Raw genomic sequence first — 24224 nt, 5'->3', positions numbered from 1 at the left:
TATGCCATTACACTGCTCGACTGATGAGGTTGAGATGACGATGCTCGAGGAGTCCGCTACGGCCGTACGGACGGTGACTGTCGAGATCGATGGCCGTGCTGTTTCCGTGCCAGAGGGCACCAGCATCTACGATGCCGCCAAGCTCGTAGACATAGACATCCCCGTGTTGTGCCACAACGAGCGCTACGACCCCGTCGGGGTCTGCCGCATGTGCGTGGTCGACACGGGCGGACGGGCCTTCGCCGCCGCGTGCGTGCGCCCCTGTGAGGAGGGCATGCAGGTCAAGACCAGCACCCCGGAGCTGGAGCGCAACCGCGCGACCCTGACCGAGCTGCTGATCTCCGACCAGCCGCCGCGCGCGGAGGACCCGAAGGAGACGACCACCGGAGACAACCTGCTCCTCGACCTCGCCGACCGGTTCGACGTGGCCAAGGAGACGACCGACCTGCCGTGCGGCTCGGGCCGGGGCCTGGACACCTCCAACCCGGTGATCTCGGTCGACCACGACGCGTGCATCCTGTGCGACCGTTGTGTGCGCGCGTGCGACGACATCCAGGGCAACGACGTCATCGGGCGCTCGGGCAAGGGCTACTCGACCAAGATCGCCTTCGACCTCAACGACCCCATGGGTGCGAGCTCGTGCGTGACCTGCGGTGAGTGCGTGCAGGCCTGTCCCACCGGCGCCCTGACCAACAAGCCGATCAACGACATCCCCATCCGGCCCCGCGAGGAGCTGGACGCGGTCGACAGCGTCTGCCCGTACTGCGGCGTCGGTTGCGCGCTCACCTACTACGTCGACCGCGAGCGCGGCGCGATCGCCTTCGCGGAGGGCCGCGACCAGCCCGGCTCGAAGAGCCGGCTGTGCGTCAAGGGCCGCTACGGCTGGGACTACGCGGCCTCGCCGCAGCGCCTGACCGTGCCGCTGATCCGCAAGGAGTCGTCCTACCCGAAGGGCCCGCTGTCGGCGGACGTGCGCGGCGACTCCCACAACGATCGGGGCCGCGCCGGCGCCGGCGGCAACCGCAGCGCCAAGCTCAGCAAGAACGGCAAGGACGGCCGGCGCAAGCCCGGCGGCCTGGTCGACTACGACGAGGTGCTGCCGCACTTCCGCGAGGCCACCTGGGAAGAGGCGCTCGACCTCATCGCCCGGCGGCTGAAGGAGATCCACGCGGAGCGGGGGCCGGGCGCCATCGCCGGGTTCGGCTCCGCGAAGTGCTCCAACGAAGAGGCCTACCTCTTCCAGAAGCTGATCCGGGCCGGCTTCGGCACGAACAACGTCGACCACTGCACCCGGCTCTGCCACGCCTCGTCGGTGGCCGCGCTCTTCGAGGGCGTCGGCTCCGGAGCGGTGTCCACCACGTACGGCGACGTCGCCAACGCCGATGTCGTCATCATCACCGGGTCCAACCCGACGGCGAACCATCCCGTCGCCAGCTCCTTCTTCAAGCAGGCCAGGCGGCGCGGCACGAAGATCATCTATGTGGACCCGCGGGCCAGCACGGTGTCCGAGCACGCCGACTACCACTGCCAGGTCAAGCCCGGCACCGACGTGGCCTTCTACAACGCGGTCATGCACGAGGTGATCCGGCTCGGCCTGATCGACATGGAGTTCATCAAGGCCCGGGTCTCCGGCTTCGAGGAACTGGTCCGCACGGTCAACGAGTACCCGCCGGAGCGCTCCGCGCAGATCACCGGCGTCGACGCGGACCTGATCCGGGAGGTCGCGCGGGTCTGGGGCGAGGCCAAGGCCGGCGTCATCTACTGGGGCATGGGCATCTCCCAGCACACCACCGGCACCGACAACGCCCGCTGCCTGATCGCGATGTGCTCGATCACCGGCAACGTGGGCCGGCCCGGCACCGGCCTGCACCCGCTGCGCGGGCAGAACAACGTCCAGGGCGCCTCGGACGCCGGGCTGATCCCGATGTTCTACCCCGACTACCAGGGTGTCGACCAGGACGCCACCCGCCGGCGGTTCGAGGAGGCGTGGGGCACGCAGCTCGACCCCAACCGCGGTCTCACCGTCACCGAGATCATCGGCTCGGTGCTGAAGCCCGACGGCGTGCGCGGCATGTACATGCTCGGCGAGAACCCGTTCCTGTCCGACCCCAACATCAACAAGGTGCGCAAGGCGCTGTCGCAGCTCGACTTCCTGGTGGTGCAGGACATCTTCCTGACCGAGACCGCGGAGTTCGCCGACGTCATCCTGCCGGCGTCGTCGTACCTCGAGAAGGAGGGGAGCTACACCAACACCGACCGGCGCGTGCAGCTCGGCCGCAAGGTGATGGACCCGCCCGGCCAGGCGCGGGTGGACTGGGAGATCATCCAGGACATCGCCCAGCGGATCGGGCTCGACTGGTCGTACTCCTCGCCCAGCGAGGTGTTCGACGAGATGGTCGAGCTCATGCCGTCGTACGCGAACCTGCGGCACGAGAACCTGGGGCTGACCGGCAAGCTCTACCCGAACGAGGACCCCGAGCACTCCGACGGGACGGTGGTCCTGTTCGACGAGCGGTTCAACACCGACGACGGTCTCGCCCACCTCGTGCCGGCGGAATGGCTGCCGGCGAAGGAGCTGCCGGACGCGGAGTACCCACTGGTGCTCAACACCGGCCGGCTGCTCGAACACTGGCACACCGGGTCGATGACGCGGCGGTCGTTCGCGCTGGACACGATCTCGCCGGTGCCCGAGGTGTACATGCATCCCAAGGACGCCGCCGACCGCGGGCTGTCGCACGGCCAGATGGTCCGCGTACGGTCCCGGCGCGGCTCCATCGAGCTGCAGGTGCGCATCTCCCACCGTGAGCAGCTGGGCAACTGCTTCATCCCGTTCCACTTCCGGGAGGCGGCGGCGAACCTGCTGACGATCGACGAGATCGACCCGTACGGCAAGATCCCCGAGTTCAAGTTCTGCGCAATTCAGGTCGAGGCGTTGAGCGTGGTGGACGCGGAGCCCCTCAGCAACATGGGAAGTGTCTAATGACTCTGAGTTTCGAGTTGGGACGTCCGCGGGTGCCCGGTGTGGAGGCACGGGCGGGCAAGTTCCCGGGGCCGTCGCTGATCCCGGCGCTCAACGCCATCCAGGCGCGGCTGGGCTGGTTGCCGCGCGAGGAGCTCGAGGAGCTGGCCCGCACCATGCGGCGCCCGCTCTACGAGATCGAGGGCCTCATCTCGTTCTATCCGCACTTCCGCACGACCCCGCCGGCCAAGGTCGCGATCAACGTCTGCCACGACCTGTCGTGCTGGCTGCGTCAGGCGGACGACCGGATCGCCGAGGTGCGCGCCCGCTACGGCGACGACGCCGAGATCGAGCTCGTCGAGGTGTCCTGTCTCGGCCGCTGCGACAGCGCACCGGCGCTGGCGGTCAACGAGCACCCGGCTCCGGTGGCCGACGTCGACGCGCTGGTCAGCGCCGCGCGGGGCGACGAGCTGCCCGAGGCGACCGTCACGGGACGGATCGAGCCCTGGCCGAACGACCCGTACCCGGCCGGATCGGACGTCTCCTCCCGGTACACGAGCCTGCGGGCGCTGCTGGCCGGCGAGCTGAGCGCCGAGAGCGTGGTGGCCACGCTGGAGGCCTCCGGGCTGCGCGGCATGGGCGGCGCCGGCTTCCCCACGGGCCGGAAGTGGGGCCTGGTCCGCTCCGCCGAGCCGGGCAGCGTCAAGTACGCGATCTGCAACGCCGACGAGTCCGAGCCCGGCACGTTCAAGGACCGTCAGATCCTGACCGACCAGCCGCACCTGGTGATCGAGGGTCTCCTGCTCGGCATGGCCGTGGTCGGCGCCGAGCAGGGCTGGATCTTCATCAGGCACGAGTACGGCCCCGAGGAGCACGTGCTGCGCGCCGAGATCGCCAGACTGCGCGAGGCCGGCGTGATCGGCGAGAACGCCTGCGGCAGCGGCCGCCGCCTGGAGCTCGACATCTTCGTCTCGCCCGGCGGCTACATCCTCGGCGAGGAGACCGCGCTGCTGGAGTGCATGGAGGGCCACCGCGGCGAGCCGCGCAACAAGCCGCCCTTCCCGGGCAACTACGGCCTGCACGGCCGGCCCACGTTGATCAACTCGGTGGAGACCTTCGCCGACGTGCCGGTGATCCTGCAGCGCGGCGCCGAATGGTGGGCCGAGCAGGGCGAGGGCGACTCCGTCGGCTGGAAGTTCTTCGCCGTGTCCGGCCACGTCGAGAACCCCGGCGTCTACTGCGTGCCGATGGGCACCACCGTGCGCGGCCTGATCGACCTCGCCGGCGGCGTGCTCGGCGGCGCGGAGGTCGGCGCGGTGCAGCCGGGCGGCGCGTCCTCCAACTTCATCGGCCCCGACAAGCTGGACCTGGCGCTGGACTTCGGCACGCTCGCCGAGGCCGGCACCATGCTCGGCTCCGGCGCCCTGGTGGTGCTCGCCGAGGGCACCGATCTGCTGGCCGCCTCCACGAACGTGCTGCGCTTCTTCCGCAACGAGTCGTGCGGCAAGTGCGTGCCCTGCCGGGTCGGCTCCACCAAGGCCCACGAGGTGCTGCGCGGCGCGCTCGACTCCGGCTCCGCCCTCGACGACGCCCAGAAGGGCCGGATCCTCCAACTGGAGGAGACCATGCGCAAGACGTCGATCTGCGGGCTCGGGCAGGTGGCGCTGGGCCCGGTGGTGTCCGTGCTCGGCCTGAACAAGGGCGCCGCCGCGGCTCGCCCGCAGCCCCGGCCCGAGGGCTCGACGGAGCAGCCGGACCGTTGAGCGGCAGGGAGTTCTTCACCGCCCGCACCCTCGCCGAGGTGCGGGCGGGATTCCGGCCCGCGCATCGCACCCCCGAGGAGCGGGTCCCGTTGTCCGCGGCGTTGCACCGGGTGCCCGTCGCGGACATCACGGCGCCCGCCGCCCTGCCCGGCTTCGCGCGTTCCACCGTGGACGGCTTCGCGGTCCGGGCGATGGACACCTACGGCGCCTCCGACGGGCTTCCCTCCTACCTCGACCTGCTCGGCGCGGTGCGGATGGGCGCCGAGCCGACCGTGGCGGTCAAGCCGGGCGGGTGTGTCGCGATGCCGACCGGGGGAGTGATCCCGGCCGGCGCCGACGCGGTGGTCATGGTCGAGTACACCGCGGAGACGATGCCGGGCACGATCGAGGTGACCCGGCCCGTCGCGCCGGGCGGCGGCATCGTCCGCGCCGACGAGGACGTGGCCGCGGGCGGCGTCCTCGCGCCCGGCGGGCGGCCGTTGCGCGCCCCTGACCTCGGGTTCCTCGCCGCCGCCGGAGTGACGACGGTCGCCGTGCACCGCCGGCCCCGCGTGGCGATCATCTCCACCGGCGACGAGGTGGTGCCGCCCGGCACCGCGGAGCTCGCGCCCGGGCAGGTACGCGACGCCACCGCCTCCGCGCTGGCCGGGCTGGTCGCCGACGCGGGCGGCGAGCCGGTGATCGCCGGCATCGTCCCGGACGAGCCGGGCGCGCTCGAAGCCCGGCTGACCGAGGTCGTCGGCACGTCCGACCTGGTGGTCGTCTCGGCGGGCTCGTCGGTCGGCGCGAGGGACGAGACGGCGGGCGCGGTGGCCGCCATCGGCGACATCTGGTGCCACGGGATCGCCATCAAGCCGGGCAAGCCCACGCTGCTGGCCGAGTGCTCCGGCATCCCGCTCATCGGGCTGCCGGGCAACCCGCTGTCCGCCTTGGTGGTGTTCGGGCAGGTCGGGGTACCGTTGTTGTGGCGCATCGCCGGATGCGAGACCCCGCCGCCGCAGCCGGGCACGCGGGCGCGGCTGTCGCGCGACCTCGCGTCGGCGGCCGGCCGGCTCGACGTGGTCCAGGTGGCCGTCCGCGACGGCGTGGCGGAGCCGATCTTCGGCCCGTCGGCGCTGCTGTCGGTGCTGACCCGCGCCGACGGATACGTGATCGTGCCCGAACCGGCCACCGGGCTGGATGCGGGCACCGAGGTAGAGGTCATCCTGTACCGATGAGCGCAGAAAGTCCCTTCGTCTCCGACGTCCCCGCGGCGCAGGCCCTGTCCGTCTGGCGCGAGACGCGCGCCGCGGCGGCATGCCCCGCCCGGGTCGGCGTGATCCGGGTGCCCGTCGGAGACGCCGTGGGCCGGGTGACGGCCGAGCCCGTGTGGGCCCGGCGGTCCTCGCCCGCCTTCGACTCCTCGGCCATGGACGGCATCGCCGTACGCGCGGCCGACACCGTGGGCGCCGCCGAGACCAGCCCGGTGCTGCTCGCCGCCGGCGACTTCGCCGTCGTCGACACCGGCGACCCGCTGCCCGACGGGTACGACGCCGTGGTCATGCGTGAGCACGTGCACCGCACCGCGGCCGGGGAGGCCGAGCTCCGGGCCGCCGTCCCGCCCTACCAGCACGTCCGCTCCATCGGGGAGGACATCAGCGCCGGCGAGCTACTGCTCCCGGAGGGCCACCGGCTGCGCCCCGTCGACGTCGCCGCCTGTGCCGCGGCGGGGGTCGTCGAGCTCGGCGTCCGGCGCGCGCCGCGCGTGGTGATCGTGCCGACCGGCGACGAGATCCGGCCGATCGGCTCGGAGCTCGCGCCCGGCGACATCCTCGACACGAACTCGATGATGCTGGCCGCGCAGGCGCGGGAGGCGGGCTGCGAGGCCCGCGTCACCGAGATCGTCCCCGACGACCCCGAGGCCATCACGGCGGTGCTCCGCGAGGCCACCCGCGACGCCGATCTGGTGCTGCTCATCGCCGGCTCCAGCGCGGGGCGGGACGACTACACCGCCCGCGTGGTCGCCGGGGCCGGCGTCGTCGCGGTCCACGGGGTCGCCGTGCGGCCCGGCCATCCCGTCGTCCTCGGCGCGGTCGAGGAGACGCCCGTGATCGGCGTACCCGGCTACCCGGTGTCGGCGGCGCTGACCTTCGACATCTTCGCGGCCCCGGTGCTCGCCGAGCTGGAGGGCGCCGCCCCCCGGGAACGCCCGTCGGCCACGGCCCACCTGGCCAGGAAACTGCCGTCCGCCATCGGCATGGACGACTGGGTACGCGTGCGCCTCGGGCGGGTGCAGGACCGGCTCGTCGCCACCCCGCTGCCGCGCGGCGCCGGCGTGCTCACCTCACTCGTCCGCGCCGACGGACTGCTCGTCGTGCCGTCGGGCGTGGAGGGCCACCACGCCGGGGAGCAGGTCCGGGTGGAACTGCTGCGCGGCCTGTCCGAGATCGGCCGGACCATCGTCGCGATCGGCTCGCACGACCTGGTGCTCGACCTCGCGGCCTCCGCCCTGCGCGCCGCCGACCCGCTGATCACTCTGGCGTCGTCGAACGTCGGCTCGCTCGGCGGCCTCGTGGCGCTGCGCGACGGCCTGTGCCACGTCGCCGGGTCGCACCTGCTGGACCCGGCCACCGGCGAGTACACCCTGCCCTACGTCGACCGGCTGCTGGGCGCCGACGCCGACATCGCCGTGATCAGACTGGTCCACCGCGACCAGGGCCTCATCGTCGCTCCCGGCAACCCGCTCGACCTGGCCGGGATCAAGGACCTGACCCGGCCCGACCTGCGCTACGTGAACCGGCAGCGTGGCGCCGGCACGCGGGCGCTGCTCGACCACGAGCTGACCTGCCTCGGCATCGACCCCGACGAGGTGCCCGGCTACTCCCGCGAGGAGCACACCCATCTGGCGGTGGCGGCGGCGGTGGCCGCGGGACGCGCGGACGCCGGCCTGGGGATCCTCGCCGCCGCCCGCGCCTTCGGGCTCGACTTCGTCCCGGTGGCCCAGGAGCCGTACGACCTGGTGGTGCGCACCGGCGCGCTCTCCGACGACCTGCTGGCCCCGCTGTGGGAGCTCCTGCACGACCCCGGCTTCCAGGCCGAGGTGGAGAGCCTGGGCGGCTACTCCTGCACGGAAACGGGCCGCCGCATCCGCTGACCTACAGCCAGTCGTGTTCCCGGGCGTATCGGGCCGCCTGGTGCGCTGGGCAGGTGGTCGATTCGCTCACGGCCCCACTGGCTGGAGGAGGCCGTCGAGGACCACCATGCCCTTGCCGTACGTGGCGTCGACGTGGCGTCGCAGCTCCGGTGTGGCCGCCCAGACGCCGGCGCGGACGTGGCCGGCGCGCTCGTCCGCCGACACGGAGTAGGCGTCCGTGAGCTCCTCCTGCACCTTCTCCTGGAGGGTACGCAGCTCCGCCGCGGTGTGCTCGGCCTGACTGAGGCAGAGGGCGCCGCCCCAGACCTCCCGGATCTCCGGCTCACGGGTGGCCGGGTCACCGGTGAACCGGAGGTTCAGCACGAGCCGCAGGGGGTCGTTGGCGTGTCGTTCCGCCGATCGGGGGTCGTCGGGCTCGTAGCCGTCGATGTCGTCGAGGTAGCTCTGGTCGAGCCAGCCGCCCGCGTAGCCGGGGAGCCGCTCGGCGCGGGCGAGCGCGGCCGTCATCGCCTCCTGGGTGGCCTTGGCCGGATCCACCGCGCGCCAGCCGCCCGCGGGCTTCTGGCACGGCGTGGTGAAGGCCGTCCGGTCACGTGGCGCCTCGGGGGGTTCGGCGGGGCGCGCCGGCTCCGTCAGCGTCAGCCGTTCGCCGTCCCAGGTGCCGACCACGTGGTACTCGCCCCAGCGCGTGCCGCCCTGGTCGGAGTGTTCGACGGCGTTCCAGTCCCAGCCGACGACGTCCGGCCCGCCGCACTGGGGCGGCAGCGATTCCATGACGATGGCGCAGAGCTGAGGGCCGTGGCTCGCGTCGGCGAGCACGGTCGCGTTCGCCTGGTACCGCGTCGGGGGCGCGGTAGCCGCAGGCGCCGTCCCGCAGGCGGCGAGTACGACGAGCGCGGCCACCGGCCAGATGCCTCTCATGCCTTTCCAGACGGGCGGGAGCCGTCACCGGTTCAGGGTCACAGGTGTTTTCGAGATCGTGCACGTCCAGGAGGGGCAGGCCCCAGCGGAGAGCGGCGATCTCCAGGTCGGCGGCCTGCGCCATGGTTCCGTCGGGGTTCATGACCTCACAGCACACTCCGACGGGCGGCAGCCCCGCCGCCACGCACATGGCGACGGTGGCCACGGTGTGACCGGCGCGCTCGGCGAGCCCGCCGGGGCGTGCGGCGAGCGGGAAGACGTGTCCGGGCCGCAGGAAGTCGGCCGGTCGCGCGTCGGGGTGTGCCAGGCGGCGCACGGTCGCGGCGCGTTCGGCGGCCGACACCTCGGCGACGGTCAGGCTCACGCCGTCCACCGCGATCTGCCCCTTCGCGACGATCAGCGGGAGGAACCGCTCGGGCGGCTTGATCCACAGGCGCCGCGCGGCGCCCTCGTCGTCGATCCGTACGATCTTGCCGACGGCGTCCACGTTGCCCTGGACCAGGTGGCCGGCGAGCGGGTCGCCCAGCGCCGGCGGGGTCTCCGTTGACGCGGGCACCCGGCCGGATCCGGTCGAGGGTCGATCTGCGCCGGGTCTCGGCGGAGAGCCGGGCTTCCAGGGCGTCCGTCCCGTGGGTGGACCGAAGGACGGTCAGGCCCACGCCGTTCAGGCGATCGATCCGGGCGCGCCCGCGGCCGCCTTGGGAGCGTCGACCGCGATGCGCGCCTCGTCGACGGCCACCACCGTGCCGATTTCCTGGATGTTTCCGGTGAACATGTGACACCACCTCTCGACAGCGGGAGGACGGGCCTCGCCGCACGGAGAACCAGGGGCCGGAACAGGCCCGAGAGGTGGCGGGGTGTCACCGCGTGGCCCGGAATCGCACCGAGTCGTCCCGCCGTGGCCGGTGGAACCGGCGGGCTCTCACCGCCGCACCTTGGAATCGCACCAAATTCCCTTTTGTCACCCACCGCCGGAGAGATCAAAGATCGTGGTCATCGGAAACGTACGACGACGTCGCGCAGGGCGGCCGCCAGCCGGTCGACGTCGTCGGAGGAGGTGTAGAGCGCCGGCGTGACCCGTACGGCGTCGCCGCCGCTCATCCCGCTGCGGGCGACGGTGAAGATCCGGTGGCGGGTCATGAGGTGCTCGGCGATGGCCTCGTTGTCCGCCTTGGAGGTGCGGCCGTTCAGGCGGAAGGCGGTGATGGCGCCGTAGGCGTCCGGCTCGTCCGGAGTGAGGATCTGGACGGAGCCGAGCTGCTGAGCCTGGCGCACCCAACGGTCGCGCAGATGGCGCAGGCGGGCCTGCTTCGCCTGGGCGCCCAGGGTCTCGTGGAAGTCGAGGGCGGCGTCCACCGTCAGGAACGGGGCCACGTTCATGGTGCCGGAGTGCACACGCGAGCGGATGTCGGAGGCCGGGTAGGTCTCGTCGATGTAGCACGGGTCGATGTCGGCCAGCCGCTGCTCACGGATGTAGAGGAAGCCGGCGCCCAGCGGCACGCCCATCCACTTGTGCAGTGAGAAGACGGCGAAGTCGGCGTCCAGATCGGTGAGGGTGAAGTCGAGCTGACCCCACGAGTGGGCGGCGTCCACGATCACGTCCACGTCCCGTTCGCGGGCCATGGCGACGATCTCGCGGACCGGGGTGACCAGGCCGGTGCGGTTGTTGATGTGGCTGAGCAGGAGCATCCGTATGTTCGGGTGCTCGCGCAGGGCGCGCTCGTAGGTGTCGAGCACCGCCTGGCGGATGGCCGGCTCGGGGATGACGATGCGCGCCACGCGCACGCCGCGCCGGGTCGGCAGCCAGTTCATGACGTACTGGCCGCTGTGGTAGTCGAGGTCGGCGTACATGACCTCGTCACCGGGGCGCAGGCGGTTGTAGCCGGCGATGAGGTTCTGCAGGGCCTCGGTGCCGCCCCGGGTCAGCGCGATCTCGTTCCTGGTGACGCCGAGCAGCGCGGCGAGGCGGTCGCGGACCACGTCGGCGCGGGGCTTGTAGACGTGGCGCAGCAGGTGGGAGCTGCGCTCGTTGAGGTGGTCGACGTTGTGGTGGTAAGCCCGCCGGACCGGGTCCGGCATGATCCCGTAGTAGCCGTTCTCCAGGTTGACGAAGTCCGGGCTCACCTGGAACCGCCGGGCGACGGTCCCCCAGAAACGCTCGTCGCCCGCCAGCCGGTCGGCGGGGACGCCGCGGGGCGCGGCCAGCGCCTCGGCCGGGGTGGGGAAGGCCACGGCGCCGGCGGCGAGCCCGCCGAGGCCCGCGACGACCTGGCGTCTTGACATGGTCATGAAGAACACCACCTATATCGACGGGAATTCGCGGATCTCATTGTCGTGGAATCTCGTCGAGCGCCATGTTCCTTTCGCCGGTCGGCGCGCCTTGCCAGGGCAGCGGAAAATACGCAGGTCGGAAAGTATTCCACGCGTGATCCGCGCGTTGCCGCGCACGAAATGAATGCGCCCGCTTTACCGGAACCTTTGCCGCCGCCGGGCGCGTCCGGCCGTCCAGTGGGCATTACGCTCAGTGATGTCGATGACACGAGCAGCGCGCGTTCGCCGACCGGCGGCATCCTGTGCCGGCCGGGTGATGGCCCATGCGCTGCTCGTGATCGCGCTGGTCGTCGGCGCGGTCTTCACCCACGGCGGCGCGTGCGCGGCCGTGGAGCTGGCCGAGTCGGCGAGCCACGGCGCCCACCTGGACGGGTCTGATCTCGAAGCGGCCGAGCACGACGGGCAGTGCATGCACAGCAGCCTGCCCGAGCATCATCGGCACGGCACCGAGCAGGACTGCTCGGCCAGCGGCCCCGCCGGTCCGACGTCTTACGTGGCCGTGCCGGCGGAGCTGCCCGCCTCGATGGGCGACGCCGGCGCCGAGGCCGCGCCGAGCCCGGCGGCGGCGGTCCGCCGCGCCGCGGCGTGCCTGAGGAATCTCTGCGTGATGCGCATATAGGACGGCGACCGCAGTAGTCGCCCATGTCCGCACCCGGTTTCGCGTCCATTTCGTCATGCCGTGAAACGCGTTGTTCTCCGGAGAATCATCAATGTCGTCACCAGCGATTTTCGCGCGCCCGAACGAGGGATATCCCGCGCTTTCTCTCACCGTCGGCAACACGCCGATGGCGTTCATTTCCGAGCCGTTCGTCCCGGGCGGGGGAGGGTTCTGGGCCAAACTCGAGGGCTTCAATCCGGGCGGGATCAAGGACCGGCCCGCGCTGCACATGGTGCGCCGGGCCCGCGCCCGGGGCGACCTGGCGCCGGGCGCCACGATCATCGAGTCGACCAGCGGCACCCTGGGGCTCGGCCTCGCCCTGGCCGGCATCGTCTTCGGCCATCCCGTCGTGCTGGTCGGCGACCCCGGCATGGAGCCGCTCATGTGCCGGCTGCTCGCCTCGTACGGCGCGCGCCTGGAGATCGTCACCGAGCCGCATCCGACCGGCGGCTGGCAGCAGGCCCGCCGGGAGCGGGTCGAGCGCCTGCTGGCCGCGAACCCCGGCTCCTACTGCCCCGACCAGTACAACAACCCCGACAACGTGGACGCCTACGCGGGACTCGCGCACGAGCTGCTCGCCCGGCTGTCCCACATCGACGTGCTGGTGTGCTCGGTCGGGACCGGCGGCCACAGCGCGGGCATCTCCACCGTGCTGCGCGGCCACTTCCCCGGCCTGCGCCTGGTCGGCGTCGACACGGTTGGCTCGACGATCTTCGGCCAGCCGGCCCGTTCCCGGCTGATGCGCGGGCTCGGCTCCAGCATCCACCCGCGCAACGTCGCCTACGACGCCTTCAGCGAGGTGCACTGGGTCGCCCCGGCCGAGGCGGTCTGGGCCTGCCGCGCTCTGGCCGCCCGGCACTACGTCTCGGGCGGGTGGAGCACCGGAGCGGTGACCCTGGTGGCGCGCTGGCTGGCTCGCGTCCACCCCCGCCAGACCATCGTCGCGATCTTCCCCGACGGGCCGTGGCGGTACTGGAACACCGTCTTCGACGACGACTACTGCCGCGCGCACGACCTGCTCGGCACGGTTCCCGCCGACGAGCCGGACCTGCTCGACAAGCCGGCGGAACGCGAAGTGCGCCGCTGGACGCGCTGCACCGACGTGATCGACCCGCTGGCGGGCGCACGATGAGGGACACGCTGCGGCAGTTCCGCTCGTTCGACCGGCCGATCCGGCTCCTGCAGATCAACCAGGCCGGCATCAACCTCGGCTTCTACATGCTCATGCCGTACCTGGCCCAGCACCTGTCCACCGGCGCGGGCCTGGCCGCCTGGACCATCGGGCTCGTCCTGGGCCTGCGCAACCTGAGCCAGCAGGGCATGTTCCTGATCGGCGGCACCCTGGCGGACCGCCTCGGGTACAAGCCGATGATCATGCTGGGGTGCGCGTTCCGCACGGTCGGGTTCGCCCTGTTCGGGCTGACCACCTCGCTGCCGCTGCTCATCGTGGCCGCCGTGGTGACGGGGCTGGCCGGGGCGCTGTTCAACCCGGCGGCCCGCGCCTGTCTCGCGTGCGAGGCCGGCGAGCGCAAGGTGGCGGTGTTCGCCGTGTTCAACGTCTTCTACCAGGGCGGTATCCTGCTCGGCCCGCTGGTCGGCATCGTCCTGCTGAACGCCGGGTTCACCACCGTGTGCCTGGCCGCCGCGGCGATCTTCGCGGTGCTGACCGTGCTGCAGGGGTTGTGCCTGCCCGCCCGGCGCGGCCCGGCGGGGGAACGTGCGCCGGTGCTGACCGACTGGCGGCGGGCGTTCGGCGACCGCGCCTTCATGTCGTTCGCCGTCGCCATGATCGCCTCGTACGCGTTGTCGTACCAGATGTATCTGGCGCTGCCGCTGGAGGTGGAGCGGCTCGGCGGCGGCGAGGCGGGCGTGATGGCGTTGTACGCGCTGTCGGCGCTGCTCGGCATCGCCGGGCAGGTGCGGCTGACCGCCTGGTGCGCGGCCCGGTGGAGCCGCGGGCAGGCGATCAGCCGCGGCCTGGCCCTCATGGGGCTCGCGTTCGTGCCCCAGGCCGCGATGGCGCACCTGGCTCTGCCGGCGCTCTGGGCGTTCGTGCCGCTGGCGGTGTGCACGCTACTGCTCACCATGGGGACGCTGATCGCCTTCCCGTTCGAGATGGCGGCCATCGCGGACATGGCGGGAGATCGGCTGGTCGGCACCTATTACGGGGTGTACAACCTGCTGTCCGGCCTCGGCATCCTGGCCGGCAACCTGCTGGCGGGCGGCCTGGTCGACGCGGCCTGCTCCTCGGGACTGGCCGCGCTGCCGTGGGTGCTGCTGACCGGCGCGGGGCTGGCCTCCGCGGCGGCCGTGCGCCGGCTGGACCGGCGCGCCCCACGAGCGGTCGCCGTCACCGGCGGATGAGGAACGTCAGGGCCGGGCGGCGGCCCCAGGCTGGAACTGGCGTGCGCGGTGGAGGAGCTGACCTTCGACCGCGACGTGCTGACCGGCGGGCTGACCGCGCTGCCGGTCACCTGGTGACGGCCGTGAGGCTCTAGTCCCAGCGCAGTCGTCGTTCCAGCAGCGCCTGCTGGGCCGGGTTGGCGGTGAGGTCCAGGGCACGTTCGTCGGCGCGGCGGGCTTCCTCGCGCCGGCCCAGATCGCGCAGCAGCTCGGCGCGGGTGGCGTGGTAGAGGGCGTAGCGCTGCAGGGGCGGGCCGAGCCCCTCCAGTTCGGCCAGCGCCGCCCGCGGGCCCCGGGTGTAACGAACGGCGACCGCCCGGTGCAGGCGGGTGACCGGGGAGGGCGCCAGGTGCAGCAGCATGTCGTACAGCACGAGGATCTGCGCCCAGTCGGTGTCGGCGAAGCCGGCGGCCTCGGCGTGGCAGGCCACGATCGCCGCCTGCACCTGGTACGGCCCCGGCCGGCGATGGGCGCGGGCGGCACGCGTCAGCAGCCTGGTCGCGTCCTCGATCGCCTGCCGGTCCCACAGGCTCCGGTCCTGGTCGGCCAGCAGCACCAGACGGCCTTCGGCGTCGAAGCGGGCCGCGCCACGGGCCCGGTGGAGCCGGATCAGCGCCAGCAGCCCGGCCGCCTCGGGCTCCTTCGGCATCAGGTTCGCCAGCAGCGCGGCCAGCCACTCGGCGTCGTCGACGAGGTCGCGCGCCTGGGACCGCTCGGCCGTGCTGGACAGGTAGCCCTCGTTGAACAGCAGGTAGATGACCGCCAGCACCTCGCCCAGCCGACCCGGGAGCTCCTCCTGCGACGGGACGCGGTACGGGATCCCGGCCTCGCCGATCTTCCGTTTGGCACGGGTGATGCGCTGCGCGACCGTGGACTCGGGCACCAGGAAGGCCGCGGCGATCTGGGCCGTGGACAGCCCGCACACGACACGCAGCGTCAGCGCGATCTGCGCCGCCCGCGACAGCGCCGGATGGCAGCACGTGAAGATCAACCGCAGCCGGTCGTCGGCGGCGGCGGGCTCCGGCCGGGTGAGCCGGGCCAGTTTGGCCCGGTAGTTCGACTCCCGGCGCAGCACGTCCAGGCCGCGCCTGCGGGCCACGGTGAGCAGCCACGCGTCCGGCCGCTCCGGCACGCCCTCGGCGGGCCACCGCCGCAACGCCGTCTCGATCGCGTCCTGCACCAGGTCCTCGGCGGCGGCGAAATCGCCCAGCAGCGACACCAGGGACGCGGTCAGCCGGCCCGCGTGCTCGCGTACCACGCGGGCCAGGGCGTCCTCGCTCATGACGCCGGGCGGATCTCCACGATCGGGCAGGCCGGCCAGGAGCGGGCGAGGCGCAGCGCCTCGTCCAGGTCGGCCACCTCGACCTCGGCGAACCCGCTCACCACCTCCTTGCCCTCCACGAACGGCCCGTCGGTGATCAACGGCTCGGCGCCGTCCAGCCGTACCGTGGTCGCGGTGTGCACCGGCGCGAGGTGCGTGTGGTGGGTGATCTTGTCGGCGTGCTCGGCGAACCACCGGCCCACCGCCGCGTAGGCGGCCTGCTGCTCCAGCTCGCCCATCTCCTCCAGCTGCCTGGCGAACTCTTCGGTCTCGACGAACATCAGCACGTACTTCACGGTGTGTCCCTTCCGTTCTCAGCTTGCCGGGAGCGTGGCGTACAGGTCGACGCCGCCGCCGTCCGGGTCGGCCACCGTGGCGTACCTCATTCCCCAGAACGCGTCGAACGGCTCCGCGATGCCGCGGTGACCCGCCGTGACCAGCTCGGCGTACTTGGCGTCCACCTCGGCCGGGGTGTCGAACGCGAAGCAGAGCAGCGTCCGCGGTCCGCCGTCCGGCGGGGTCCAGCCGGGCAGGAACGGGGTGCGGAAGCCCTCGGTGTCCAGCATGACGTGCAGGCCGTTCGGCAGGTCGCAGCCGGCGTGCTCGGGCGAGTGCGGGTCGATCGTGAAGTCCAGCCCGAGCCGGGCGTAGAACGCGATGGACGCCTCCAGGTCGGAGACGATGATGTCGACGGTGTTCAGTGCCGGTCGCATGAGTTCTCCCTGCGTGGTCGTACGGGCACGGCGGCCCCTCACCGACAAGACGATCGGCGGGCACACCGATACGACACCTCGGAGACGTGATGAGGGGACGCCCCTCGCGGAGCGTCCCCTCGACGGCGGTGCCGTCAGTTCAGTTCTCTGGCCAGGTCGTTGAGCGCCTTGGCGAAGGCGGCCTGGGCCGGGTCAGAGGTCCTGAGCAGCTTGGCGGCGGTGCGCAGCTCGATCGCGGCGACCTTGTTGAGCCGCCGGTCGGCCATGCGTTCGGCCGAGTCGATGAGCTTGTCCACCGCGACGGCGATGCCCTTCTTCATCGTGCGAGCCCGCTCCGCCTGGGCCTGGTACGCCCGGACGACCTCGAAGCTGGGCGCGTGGGTCACCTGCGGCTGGTGCTGGGCGTTGAACTGCTCGTACGTGACCGTGGCCGCGGCGGCGATCTCCGCCTTGGCGAGGTCCTTGGTCGGGGTCAGCTCGAAGACGTCCAGACCGCGGGCGATCTCAGAGCCGTACACGTGGCCGTTGTAGTAGTACGCGGACCAGATGCCGCCGGTGAACAGCTGGGTGGCGCTGATCGGGCCGCGGTCGAAGAAGGCGATCTCCTTCGGGTTGGCCGAGTCGGTGAAGTCGAACGCCGACACGCCGCCCTGGTACCAGCCCTGGACCATGATGTCCCGCCCGGGCACCGGGACCAGCGACCCGTTGTGCGCGACGCAGTTCTCGGTGGTGGTCTGCACGGCGGGCATCTTGTAGTAGCTGCGGAACTCCATCTTGCCGTCGACGATGTCGAAGATGGCGTTCGCGCCCCACGACGGCTCGTCGGTGTCCCGGCAGCGGGCGCCGGTGCCGCCGCCCCACTCGTCGGTGAAGACGACCTTCTTCCCGTCGTTGCTCAGCGTCGCCGAGTGCCAGTACGCGAAGTTCGGGTCGCTGACCTCGTCCAGCCGGACCGGGCTGGCGGGGTCGGAGGTGTCGAGCAGGATGCCGTTGCCGGCGCAGGCGCCGGCCACCAGGTCGAGCGCCGGGAACGCGGTGAGGTCGTGGCAGGCGCTGGTGACCGGTTGCGGCGACCAGTTGCCGCCGGACGGGTGCGTCGGCGCGGGCCGGGTGTTCTGCAGGCCGTTGATCGCGCCGGTCTCCGGGTCGGTGAACACCCGGGGCTGGCTGACGATCGCCGCGTTCCGCGGGGCGGCCAGCGGGACCTTGATGACCTCGATCCGCCACAGGGCGGTGTTCGGGTCGGTCGCCGGCGCGTTCACGCAGCCGGCCAGTTCCTGGCCGTTGCGGACGCCGGCGGTGCCGGAGACGTAGACGTAGACGTTCTCGGTGTCGTTCTTGCTGGTCACCACGCTGTGGGTGTGGGAGCCGCGGCAGGTCTGCACCGCGGCCACCTGGACCGGCTGCGCGATGTCGCTCACGTCGAAGATCCGGACGCCGCGGAAGCGCTCGGGGTTCACGGTGCCGGGAGCGCCCTGGGTGCCGCAGTCGAGCCGGCCCCGGGTCTCCTCGACCGACATGAACAGCAGGTTCCCGTACACCGACATGTCGCCCTGGCCGCCCGGGCAGACCACGGACGTTTTCAGGACGGGCTGGGACGGGGTGGAGACGTCGTAGATGTTGAAACCGTGGAAATTTCCGACGAAGGCGTAGTTTCCGCTGAACGCGAGGTCGGAATTGGCGAATGCAAGGTTGCCTGGATTGTCAGGCTGGTAGAAGCCTTCCGGCCTGTCCTGGTGACCGACGAGCTTGAGCCCGCTGGCCGCCTGCTGGGCGTCGTGCCATCCGGCGCCCAGGCCGACCCGCGGGTCGGCCTGCGTCGGAGCCGGCTCGGCGGCCGCCGTGGCGGTGGGCAGCAATCCGGCTAAGATCACCCCCGCCGCGATCACCGCGAAGCCGCGTAACCCGGCACGACGTCGTGCCCTTCTGCTCTCCTGCATGGGCCGCACCCCTCCTTTTCTGGTTCTGGCGAGACCCGACGCGCCGCGCCGAGCCGGGGACCGCCCGAATGTCCAGCCGGTGATCGGCGCAACGGTTATGCGGACACTAACGAGAATGTGGTGAGTTGTGCTATATCCTGTCCCATTCCGGATACGCCCGATTTTGTGCAGACACGGTGGAAGCGAGCACCCCTCATGATCTCGTTACGCCTTTTCGTCCCGTCGCTGCTGATCGCGGCGGCCGCGCTCACCGGCTGCACGGCCGACGGGTCCTCCGCGACCGTCGTCCAGCCCGGACGGCCGGGGGAGACCGGCAAGGTGGTGCCGCTGGACCAGGTCGAGGAGCCCGAGACCGGCTACACCGACGCGGACGTGCGGTTCATGCAGGGGATGATCCGCCACCACGCCCAGGCGCTGCAGATGACGGACCTGGTCGCCGGGCGTACCGAGAGCGAGGGACTGCCCCGGCTCGCCAAGCGCATCGAGATCTCCCAGCAGGACGAGATCGACCTGATGGTGCGCTGGCTGCGCGACCGCATGGAACAGGTGCCGAGCGTCGACTCCGCTCACGGGCACGGCCACGGCGGCGAGCTGATGCCCGGCATGCTCACCGACGCCCAGCTCGCCGAGCTGCGGGCGGCGAAGGGCGAGCAGTTCGACCGGCTCTTCTACCAGTACATGATCCAGCACCACACCGGCGCCCTGCGGATGGTGGAGCGCCTCTACGCCGAGCGGGGCGGCATGGAGCCGGAGATCGACCAGTTCGCCACCCACGTCGACTCCGACCAGCGCATCGAGATCGCCCGCATGCAGCAACTGCTCGCCGCCCTCTGACCGCCCCGCTTCACGCCCGGCTGCGCCGGAGCCGAGCGGTCAGCCGAGCTTGAGCAGCAGTCCGGCGAGTTCGGCCGGCATGGTGATCATGCAGTCGTGGCCGGTCGGCAGCTCCCAGACCTGTGCGGGGGAGCCGTTCGGCTGTGTCGGGGGGACGGGCCGGCGGGTGATGCCTTCCGGCACGCCGACGGTGCAGTGGATGTGCGTCCGCGGGATCGTGGCGACGGCCGGGTTGTCCAGCCGGACCGGTTGCCGCAGGCAGTCCACCGGCTGGTCCGACAACATCGAGCGCAGCCAGGCGACGTCCGCCGGGTCGGTGACCCCGAACAGGCCCGCGGGCGGCGGCAGCTCGGGCAGCGGCGGGATCCGCCAGCCGCCGGACTCCACGACGCGGTCGATCAGGGCCTTGGTCACGGGCTGGACGTCGACGCCGCGCTCGCCGTCCTCCGGGACCATCGCGTCGAGGTAGACCAGATGCCGGATCCGCTCCGGCACCTGGTTGGCCGCGGACGAGATGACCAGCCCGGCGTAGCTGTGCCCCACGAGGATCACCTCGCCGAGGTCCTCCTCGTTGATCAGCCGGACGATGTCGTCGACGTGGGTGTCGAGCCCCACGTCGGGGCTGAGCAGATGCGCCGTGTCGCCGTACCCGGTCAACGACGGTGCGAGCACCCGGTGACCGGCCGCCGCCAGCAGCGGGACCACCCGCTCCCAGCACTGACCGCTGTGCCAAGCACCGTGTACCAGCAAATATGTGGACATGTTCGCTCCTTGCTGCCCCGTGGAAGGTTGCGCTGTGGAAAGGCCACTGACCACGGTGCGGCCCAGGCGCCGACGCAACCAGAATCCCGCCGATCCTGGGGGTGACAGGACCAGGCACGCCCCCGAGCACGGAATTACGCTGGAGCGATGAGGGACGAATCAAACCTTTTGGGCGATTACGTACGCGCCCGCCGTGAGCTCGTCACTCCTGAACAGGTCGGCATCCCCGTCACGGGGGTACGGCGCGTGCCGGGCCTGCGCCGGGAGGAGGTCGCGATGCTCGCCGGCATCAGCGCCGACTACTACCTGCGCCTGGAACAGGGCCGCGACCGCAATCCCTCCGCGCAGGTCCTCGAGTCGCTCGCCCGCGTGCTGCGGCTCGACGACGACGCGACGGCGTACCTGCTGCGCCTCGGCGCCGGCAAACCCCGGCGTCGGCCGCGCCGGCCGGTGAGGGAGACCGTCCCTCCGGGTGTCGCCAAGCTCGTCGCCACGCTCCCGCTGCCCGCGTACGTCGAGGGCCGCTACTTCGACGTGCTCGCCGCCAACTCCCTGGCGACCGCTCTGTCACCGCGCCTGGTGGCGGGCGCCAACCGCCTGCGGGACGTGTTCCTCGACCCCGCCGAGCAGGCCCTCTTCCCGGACTGGGAGGACGCCGCCGCGGGCATGGTCGCCGGCTTCCGTGAGTCCGTCGGCACCGACACGGACGATCCCCGATTCGTCGAGCTCGTCGGCGAGCTCTCCCTGGCCAGCCCGCGCTTCAGCCGGCTCTGGGCGCGCCACGACGTGGTGGCGTGCGAAGGCGCGTCCAAGCACCTCGACCACCCCCAGGTCGGCGGCCTGCGGCTGAACCGGGAGAGGCTGGGCGTCGGCACGGCGGGCCAGACGCTCGTCGTCCTCCACCCGGACCCCGGCACCGACAGCGCCGAGAAACTGGCGCTCCTCGCCTCCGCCCTGCGCTGAGCACCGAGCCGCAGGCGGGGGTGCCGCCTGCGGCTCGGCTCAGGTCACCGCACGGTCAGCTTGTCGACTTCGACGGTGATGCCGCGGACCTGGGGTGTCGAGGTGACCGTCGTCACGTCGCCGACCCCCGTCCTGACCCCCTTGACCTTCATCGAGTACGTCAGGCTCCCGCCGGGGGTGGCGGGCGTGCTCCTGACGACGAGGTCTTCGGTGGGCGGCCCGGTGATCTGGGCGCCCGCGGTGCCCTCCTCGTTCTCGGCGCCCACGGTCAGGCCGTAGCTCGCGGGAGGCGCGCCGGGAAGGGCGCCCGGGTCGTAGACGTAGCTGACGTCCTCCACGCCGTTGAGCCCGATCCACTGCTGGAACACCTTGGCGGTGGTGGTGCCGTAGAGGTTCACCCGCCACTCCACCACCATCCAGCGGTTCGTCCCGTTGGTCAGGATCGTGGCGTAGATCCCGGGGGCGCCGGTGCCGTCGAGGTCCGTCCAGTACGGCGCGAGCACGCCGTTCGGGTTCGCCGGGTCCGGCAGCGTCTGCGGGGTGAAGGTGATGTCCCCGCCCGCGGCGCCGCCCACGACGCTGTAGCCGTTGGAGGTCACGCCGAGCCTGGTGTAGGTGTTACCGGCGAAGGTGAACGCGGGGAGGGTGAAGTTCACCGCCTGCTCGTCGCCGATCGGGATCGGGGTGACGCCGAACGAGTCCAGCGGGCGGTAGCCGGACGGTCCCGCGCCCGGCGCGATCGTCGGGCTGGCGGGCTGCCGGGCGGCCAGCGTCGCCTTGGTGGTCGCGATCTGCGTGCCGACCTTGGTGGCCCCCGTGACGCCGTTCAGGCGCAGGCGGGTGTCGAGCGTGCTGATCGCGGTCACCTCCGCGTCCTCCAGCGTGTTGTTCTGCACGGTGACCGTGCAGGTGGACTCGCCGGTGTTCCTGGCCACGGTGGACGGCGTGCAGGTCTGGTCGACCGGCACCGCGCCCTCCTGCCGGAAGAACGCCACCGGCAGGTGCAGCGCGCGCTTGCCGCCGACCTGCTTGAGGTTCACCTGCCCGAAGTACTGCCCGTCGGGCAGCTCCGGGGCGGTGATGACCACGCTGAACGTGGCGCTCTTACCGGGCGCGACGGACAGGAGCGGCGGCAGCACCGTGATCTTGGCGCCGTCGACGGTCTTGCCCGTGGCGGTGAACGTCAGCCTGCGGTCGGTGACGTTCGTGACCGTGCGCTTGGCGGTGATGACCCCCGGCATGGTCGGGGCGTTCACCGACGGCAGGTTGAGGTCGATCCGGTTGAGCGGGTCGGTGGCCGAGGCGACGAAGTCGGCCGCGTCCACGTCCAGCGTCAGGCCCGGGTCGCCGGCCTTGGTGAGGTCGATGCGCCCGCCGCCCATGTCGAACGGGTCCGCCGGAGTCGTACGGTCCTGCTTGGTGACGGAGGTCTTGGCCGTCGTCTCCAGCGCCGACTTGACCTGCCCCGGCGTCCAGTCGGGATGCAGCGCGAACAGCAGCGCGGCCGCCCCCGCCACGTGCGGCGCCGACATCGACGTGCCCGAGATGACCTGGTAGTGGTTGCCGGGCGGGCCACCCAGCACCGACTCGGTCGTCGGCGTCATGCCCGCCATGATGTGCAGGCCGGGCGCGGTGACGTCCGGCTTGAGGAAGTCGCCGCCGGGGCCGCGCGAGGAGAAGTGCGTGATCGCGTCGCCCTGCCACGTGCTCGCGGCGCCCTGCGTGAAGGACGCCGCGGCGTCCGGGTGCTCGGCCAGGAAGCTCAGCAGCGTGTCGGCCTCCGGCTTGTCGACGTGCACCGACGGGACCCAGTGGGCGTCGGTGAAGACGTCGAACGGGAAGCTGTTGTAGAGGATCATGCCGGCCGCGCCGCCCTGGAGGACGTTGTGGCTCTTCAGCACCCGGTCCGGGCCGCGTTCACACGCGACGATCTTCCCGGTGAACAGCCCGGCCGGCGCCGGGGCGTCGCACAGCGGCCGCGAGTACGGCGGCGCGGAGGCGAGCACCACGGGCAGCGGCGAGGTGATCCCCGGCGTGATGGAGGCGCCCTTGATCGTCGCCGTGGCGCCGCCGCCGGTCAGCGTGATCGTGGACTGGAACGTCCGGTTCTGCGTGGAGGCGGCCACCGTCGTCGTCCAGGGGCCGAGGTGGTCGGTGGTGTCCGCGCCGGGCCCGGAGTTGCCCGCCGACGCCGAGACCAGCACGCCCGCCGCGTACGCGTCGAGGAACGCCAGCTCCACTGGGTCGCTGTACGGGTCGCTGCCGCCGGAGATCGAGAAGTTGATGACCCGGACGCCGTCCAGGATGGCCCGGGCCACGGCCTGCGCCGAGTCCGACGGGAAGCAGCCCTCCACGCCGCACACCTTGTAGGCCGACACCGCGGCGCCGGGCGCGACGCCGTGGATCGGGCCGCGGCCGATGCCGAGCGGGTTCGCGTCGTCCACCGGGCCGCCGGCCGACGTGCTCGCCGTGTGGGTGCCGTGCCCGTTGGAGTCGCGGGCGCTGTCGGGGTAGACCTCGCCCGGGAAGATCGCGTTGTACGTCTCCAGGAACGGCTGCCCGCCGACCAGCTTGTTGGTGCACTCGAACGGGTCGTTCTGCGGGGTCTGCGGGTTGTCGCCGAAGTCGCACACCCGCGGCGTCCCGTCCTTGGTCGGCGCGGGGTCGGGCAGGCCGGGCCGGTCGGCGAACGACGGGTGCTCGGGCCAGACGCCGCTGTCCAGGACGCCCACGATCACGCCCTCGCCTGCCGAGTCACTGCCGCCGAGCTTGTCGTAGACGGCGGGCGCGCCGATGAAGGCGGGGCTAGAGTCGGTGAGCAGCTGCTGCGGCTTGTCCTCCTGAACGGCGACCGCGCCGGGCAGCTTCAGCACCTCGGCGGCCTTGTCGCCGGGGATGCGGAGCGCGATGCCGCCGTACACCGTCCTGATCCGCTGGCCGACCACGGCCCCCGGGACCTTCTTGGCCAGCTCCGCCAGGAACGTGTTCTCGACGTCCTGGATGTGCTCGTCGTACCGCCTGGCCTCGGCGCTCCTGGTGTCGAGGGCGCGGCCCGTGACGGAGGGGCTCGTACCCGGCAGGCCGGGCAGGTGGCCCTGGTAGGCGGCCAGCGAGTCGTAGTCGAGCTTGACCACGACGTTGACCGGTGCGGACGAGGTGTTGCGCAGCAGGGCCGGGTCGCTCTTGGCGAGCTTGCCCGTCGGCGACTTGGCGCCGTCGACGACCTCGGCCGGGGTGAGGGGGGTGGCCGTCCACCGGCCGTCGGGCGGCGCCGGCGTGGGGCTCGCCAGGGCCGCCGCCGGGCCCATGGCCAGGACGACGCTCAGGCCGGCGGCGACCGGGACGAATCGCCGCACGCGGGATAAGAGGGCGCTGGGTAACACGGAGGACCTTCCTGGTCGGGGCTGCGGGAACTCGCCGGGCCGCTCAGGAAGTGTCAGATCACCCGTTCAAAGAGAGATCGCTGACCCTCCCCGGTGGGTGACGAGTGGAGAACGCGGTGTTTGATCACACCACGTCGAAC

The 24224-nt window shown here is 71.9% G+C and carries 17 protein-coding genes and 1 pseudogene; 9 read left to right on the top strand and 9 right to left on the bottom strand.

The window, feature by feature from the left end; genetic code table 11:
* Positions 1 to 34 precede the first annotated feature (34 nt).
* From fdhF to C1J01_RS00380, 4 genes are read left to right on the top strand one after another with little or no spacing between them, the layout of a single operon-like run.
* Entirely contained in the window at positions 35 to 2980 is a 2946-nt protein-coding gene (fdhF, locus tag C1J01_RS00395) for a formate dehydrogenase subunit alpha (protein ID WP_111175018.1), read from the top strand.
* The gene (locus C1J01_RS00390; protein ID WP_111175017.1) at positions 2980 to 4722 is read left to right on the top strand and encodes an NAD(P)H-dependent oxidoreductase subunit E; all 1743 of its coding nucleotides are present in this window, start codon (positions 2980 to 2982) and stop codon (positions 4720 to 4722) included. Before fdhF ends, C1J01_RS00390 begins: the two co-directional genes overlap by 1 nt.
* Positions 4719 to 5939 (top strand): molybdenum cofactor synthesis domain-containing protein, encoded by a 1221-nt coding sequence (locus C1J01_RS00385; protein WP_111175016.1) that lies wholly within the window; start codon positions 4719 to 4721, stop codon positions 5937 to 5939. The genes C1J01_RS00390 and C1J01_RS00385 overlap by 4 nt, the downstream gene beginning before the upstream one ends.
* Positions 5936 to 7855, top strand: a complete 1920-nt coding sequence (locus C1J01_RS00380) for a molybdopterin biosynthesis protein (protein WP_111175015.1) — start codon at positions 5936 to 5938, stop codon at positions 7853 to 7855. Before C1J01_RS00385 ends, C1J01_RS00380 begins: the two co-directional genes overlap by 4 nt.
* Positions 7856 to 7921: 66 nt before the next feature.
* On the opposite strand, the gene C1J01_RS00375 is transcribed toward C1J01_RS00380, so the two are convergent.
* The 3 genes and pseudogenes from C1J01_RS00375 to C1J01_RS00365 all read right to left on the bottom strand — a co-directional run bounded on the left by C1J01_RS00375 (position 7922) and on the right by C1J01_RS00365 (position 11065).
* The gene (locus C1J01_RS00375; protein ID WP_235854146.1) at positions 7922 to 8776 is read right to left on the bottom strand and encodes a hypothetical protein; all 855 of its coding nucleotides are present in this window, start codon (positions 8774 to 8776) and stop codon (positions 7922 to 7924) included.
* 112 nt (positions 8777 to 8888) lie between these two features.
* Positions 8889 to 9263 (bottom strand): annotated as a pseudogene (locus tag C1J01_RS53625) (3,4-dihydroxy-2-butanone-4-phosphate synthase); the annotation flags it as partial.
* A gap of 506 nt (positions 9264 to 9769) precedes the next feature.
* Complete coding sequence (locus C1J01_RS00365; protein WP_111175069.1) at positions 9770 to 11065, bottom strand: aminotransferase class V-fold PLP-dependent enzyme; 1296 nt, start codon at positions 11063 to 11065, stop codon at positions 9770 to 9772.
* Between the two features lie 298 nt (positions 11066 to 11363).
* Here C1J01_RS00365 and C1J01_RS00360 point away from each other — a divergent pair, with 298 nt between their 5' ends.
* From C1J01_RS00360 to C1J01_RS00350, 3 genes are all read left to right on the top strand, one after another.
* Positions 11364 to 11726 carry a hypothetical protein gene (locus tag C1J01_RS00360; RefSeq protein ID WP_111175013.1) on the top strand — a complete coding sequence of 121 codons (363 nt, stop codon included), beginning with the start codon at positions 11364 to 11366 and terminating at the stop codon, positions 11724 to 11726.
* A gap of 91 nt (positions 11727 to 11817) precedes the next feature.
* Positions 11818 to 12897 carry a PLP-dependent cysteine synthase family protein gene (locus tag C1J01_RS00355; protein WP_111175012.1) on the top strand — a complete coding sequence of 360 codons (1080 nt, stop codon included), beginning with the start codon at positions 11818 to 11820 and terminating at the stop codon, positions 12895 to 12897.
* The gene (locus C1J01_RS00350) at positions 12894 to 14129 is read left to right on the top strand and encodes an MDR family MFS transporter (protein WP_111175011.1); all 1236 of its coding nucleotides are present in this window, start codon (positions 12894 to 12896) and stop codon (positions 14127 to 14129) included. Before C1J01_RS00355 ends, C1J01_RS00350 begins: the two co-directional genes overlap by 4 nt.
* Positions 14130 to 14259: 130 nt before the next feature.
* Here C1J01_RS00350 and C1J01_RS00345 read toward each other — a convergent pair whose 3' ends face one another.
* The 4 genes from C1J01_RS00345 to C1J01_RS00330 form a co-directional block, all read right to left on the bottom strand.
* Positions 14260 to 15450, bottom strand: a complete 1191-nt coding sequence (locus C1J01_RS00345) for an RNA polymerase sigma factor (RefSeq protein ID WP_111175010.1) — start codon at positions 15448 to 15450, stop codon at positions 14260 to 14262.
* The gene (locus C1J01_RS00340) at positions 15447 to 15785 is read right to left on the bottom strand and encodes a YciI family protein (protein ID WP_181448497.1); all 339 of its coding nucleotides are present in this window, start codon (positions 15783 to 15785) and stop codon (positions 15447 to 15449) included. The genes C1J01_RS00345 and C1J01_RS00340 overlap by 4 nt, the downstream gene beginning before the upstream one ends.
* An 18-nt stretch (positions 15786 to 15803) precedes the next feature.
* Positions 15804 to 16202: a VOC family protein gene (locus C1J01_RS00335; RefSeq protein WP_111175009.1), complete on the bottom strand. Its 399-nt coding sequence runs from the start codon at positions 16200 to 16202 to the stop codon at positions 15804 to 15806.
* A gap of 134 nt (positions 16203 to 16336) precedes the next feature.
* On the bottom strand, positions 16337 to 18142 hold the full coding sequence (locus C1J01_RS00330) for an LVIVD repeat-containing protein (RefSeq protein WP_111175008.1): 1806 nt from the start codon (positions 18140 to 18142) through the stop codon (positions 16337 to 16339).
* Positions 18143 to 18337: 195 nt separating this feature from the next.
* Between C1J01_RS00330 and C1J01_RS00325 the strand changes: the two genes are divergently transcribed.
* The gene (locus C1J01_RS00325; RefSeq protein ID WP_111175007.1) at positions 18338 to 18976 is read left to right on the top strand and encodes a DUF305 domain-containing protein; all 639 of its coding nucleotides are present in this window, start codon (positions 18338 to 18340) and stop codon (positions 18974 to 18976) included.
* A gap of 39 nt (positions 18977 to 19015) precedes the next feature.
* Here the strand turns inward: C1J01_RS00325 and C1J01_RS00320 are convergent, their stop codons facing one another.
* Positions 19016 to 19738, bottom strand: a complete 723-nt coding sequence (locus C1J01_RS00320) for an alpha/beta fold hydrolase (RefSeq protein WP_111175006.1) — start codon at positions 19736 to 19738, stop codon at positions 19016 to 19018.
* A gap of 147 nt (positions 19739 to 19885) precedes the next feature.
* Between C1J01_RS00320 and C1J01_RS00315 the strand changes: the two genes are divergently transcribed.
* Positions 19886 to 20701, top strand: coding sequence for a helix-turn-helix domain-containing protein (locus C1J01_RS00315; protein ID WP_111175005.1), 816 nt, complete (start codon positions 19886 to 19888; stop codon positions 20699 to 20701).
* Between the two features lie 44 nt (positions 20702 to 20745).
* Here the strand turns inward: C1J01_RS00315 and C1J01_RS00310 are convergent, their stop codons facing one another.
* Complete coding sequence (locus tag C1J01_RS00310; RefSeq protein WP_328589578.1) at positions 20746 to 24057, bottom strand: S8 family serine peptidase; 3312 nt, start codon at positions 24055 to 24057, stop codon at positions 20746 to 20748.
* Positions 24058 to 24224 lie beyond the last annotated feature (167 nt).

The organism is Nonomuraea aridisoli (assembly GCF_003236395.1).
GTDB classification, from domain to species: Bacteria; Actinomycetota; Actinomycetes; order Streptosporangiales; family Streptosporangiaceae; genus Nonomuraea; species Nonomuraea aridisoli.
Note: the sequence above shows the minus strand (reverse complement) of the source record. Positions and strands in the feature narration are given on the sequence as shown.

Excerpts from the sequence above, each read along its gene's own strand:
- C1J01_RS00315 (WP_111175005.1), top strand. The coding sequence starts at position 19,886 with ATGAGGGACGAATCAAACCTTTTGGGCGATTACGTACGCGCCCGCCGT.
- C1J01_RS00345 (WP_111175010.1), bottom strand. The coding sequence starts at position 15,450 with ATGAGCGAGGACGCCCTGGCCCGCGTGGTACGCGAGCACGCGGGCCGG.
- C1J01_RS00365 (WP_111175069.1), bottom strand. The coding sequence starts at position 11,065 with ATGACCATGTCAAGACGCCAGGTCGTCGCGGGCCTCGGCGGGCTCGCC.
- C1J01_RS00360 (WP_111175013.1), top strand. The coding sequence starts at position 11,364 with ATGGCCCATGCGCTGCTCGTGATCGCGCTGGTCGTCGGCGCGGTCTTC.
- C1J01_RS00375 (WP_235854146.1), bottom strand. The coding sequence starts at position 8,776 with ATGAGAGGCATCTGGCCGGTGGCCGCGCTCGTCGTACTCGCCGCCTGC.
- C1J01_RS00320 (WP_111175006.1), bottom strand. The coding sequence starts at position 19,738 with ATGTCCACATATTTGCTGGTACACGGTGCTTGGCACAGCGGTCAGTGC.
- C1J01_RS00380 (WP_111175015.1), top strand. The coding sequence starts at position 5,936 with ATGAGCGCAGAAAGTCCCTTCGTCTCCGACGTCCCCGCGGCGCAGGCC.
- C1J01_RS00350 (WP_111175011.1), top strand. The coding sequence starts at position 12,894 with ATGAGGGACACGCTGCGGCAGTTCCGCTCGTTCGACCGGCCGATCCGG.
- C1J01_RS00325 (WP_111175007.1), top strand. The coding sequence starts at position 18,338 with ATGATCTCGTTACGCCTTTTCGTCCCGTCGCTGCTGATCGCGGCGGCC.
- C1J01_RS00390 (WP_111175017.1), top strand. The coding sequence starts at position 2,980 with ATGACTCTGAGTTTCGAGTTGGGACGTCCGCGGGTGCCCGGTGTGGAG.
- C1J01_RS00355 (WP_111175012.1), top strand. The coding sequence starts at position 11,818 with ATGTCGTCACCAGCGATTTTCGCGCGCCCGAACGAGGGATATCCCGCG.
- C1J01_RS00330 (WP_111175008.1), bottom strand. The coding sequence starts at position 18,142 with ATGCAGGAGAGCAGAAGGGCACGACGTCGTGCCGGGTTACGCGGCTTC.
- fdhF (WP_111175018.1), top strand. The coding sequence starts at position 35 with ATGACGATGCTCGAGGAGTCCGCTACGGCCGTACGGACGGTGACTGTC.
- C1J01_RS00335 (WP_111175009.1), bottom strand. The coding sequence starts at position 16,202 with ATGCGACCGGCACTGAACACCGTCGACATCATCGTCTCCGACCTGGAG.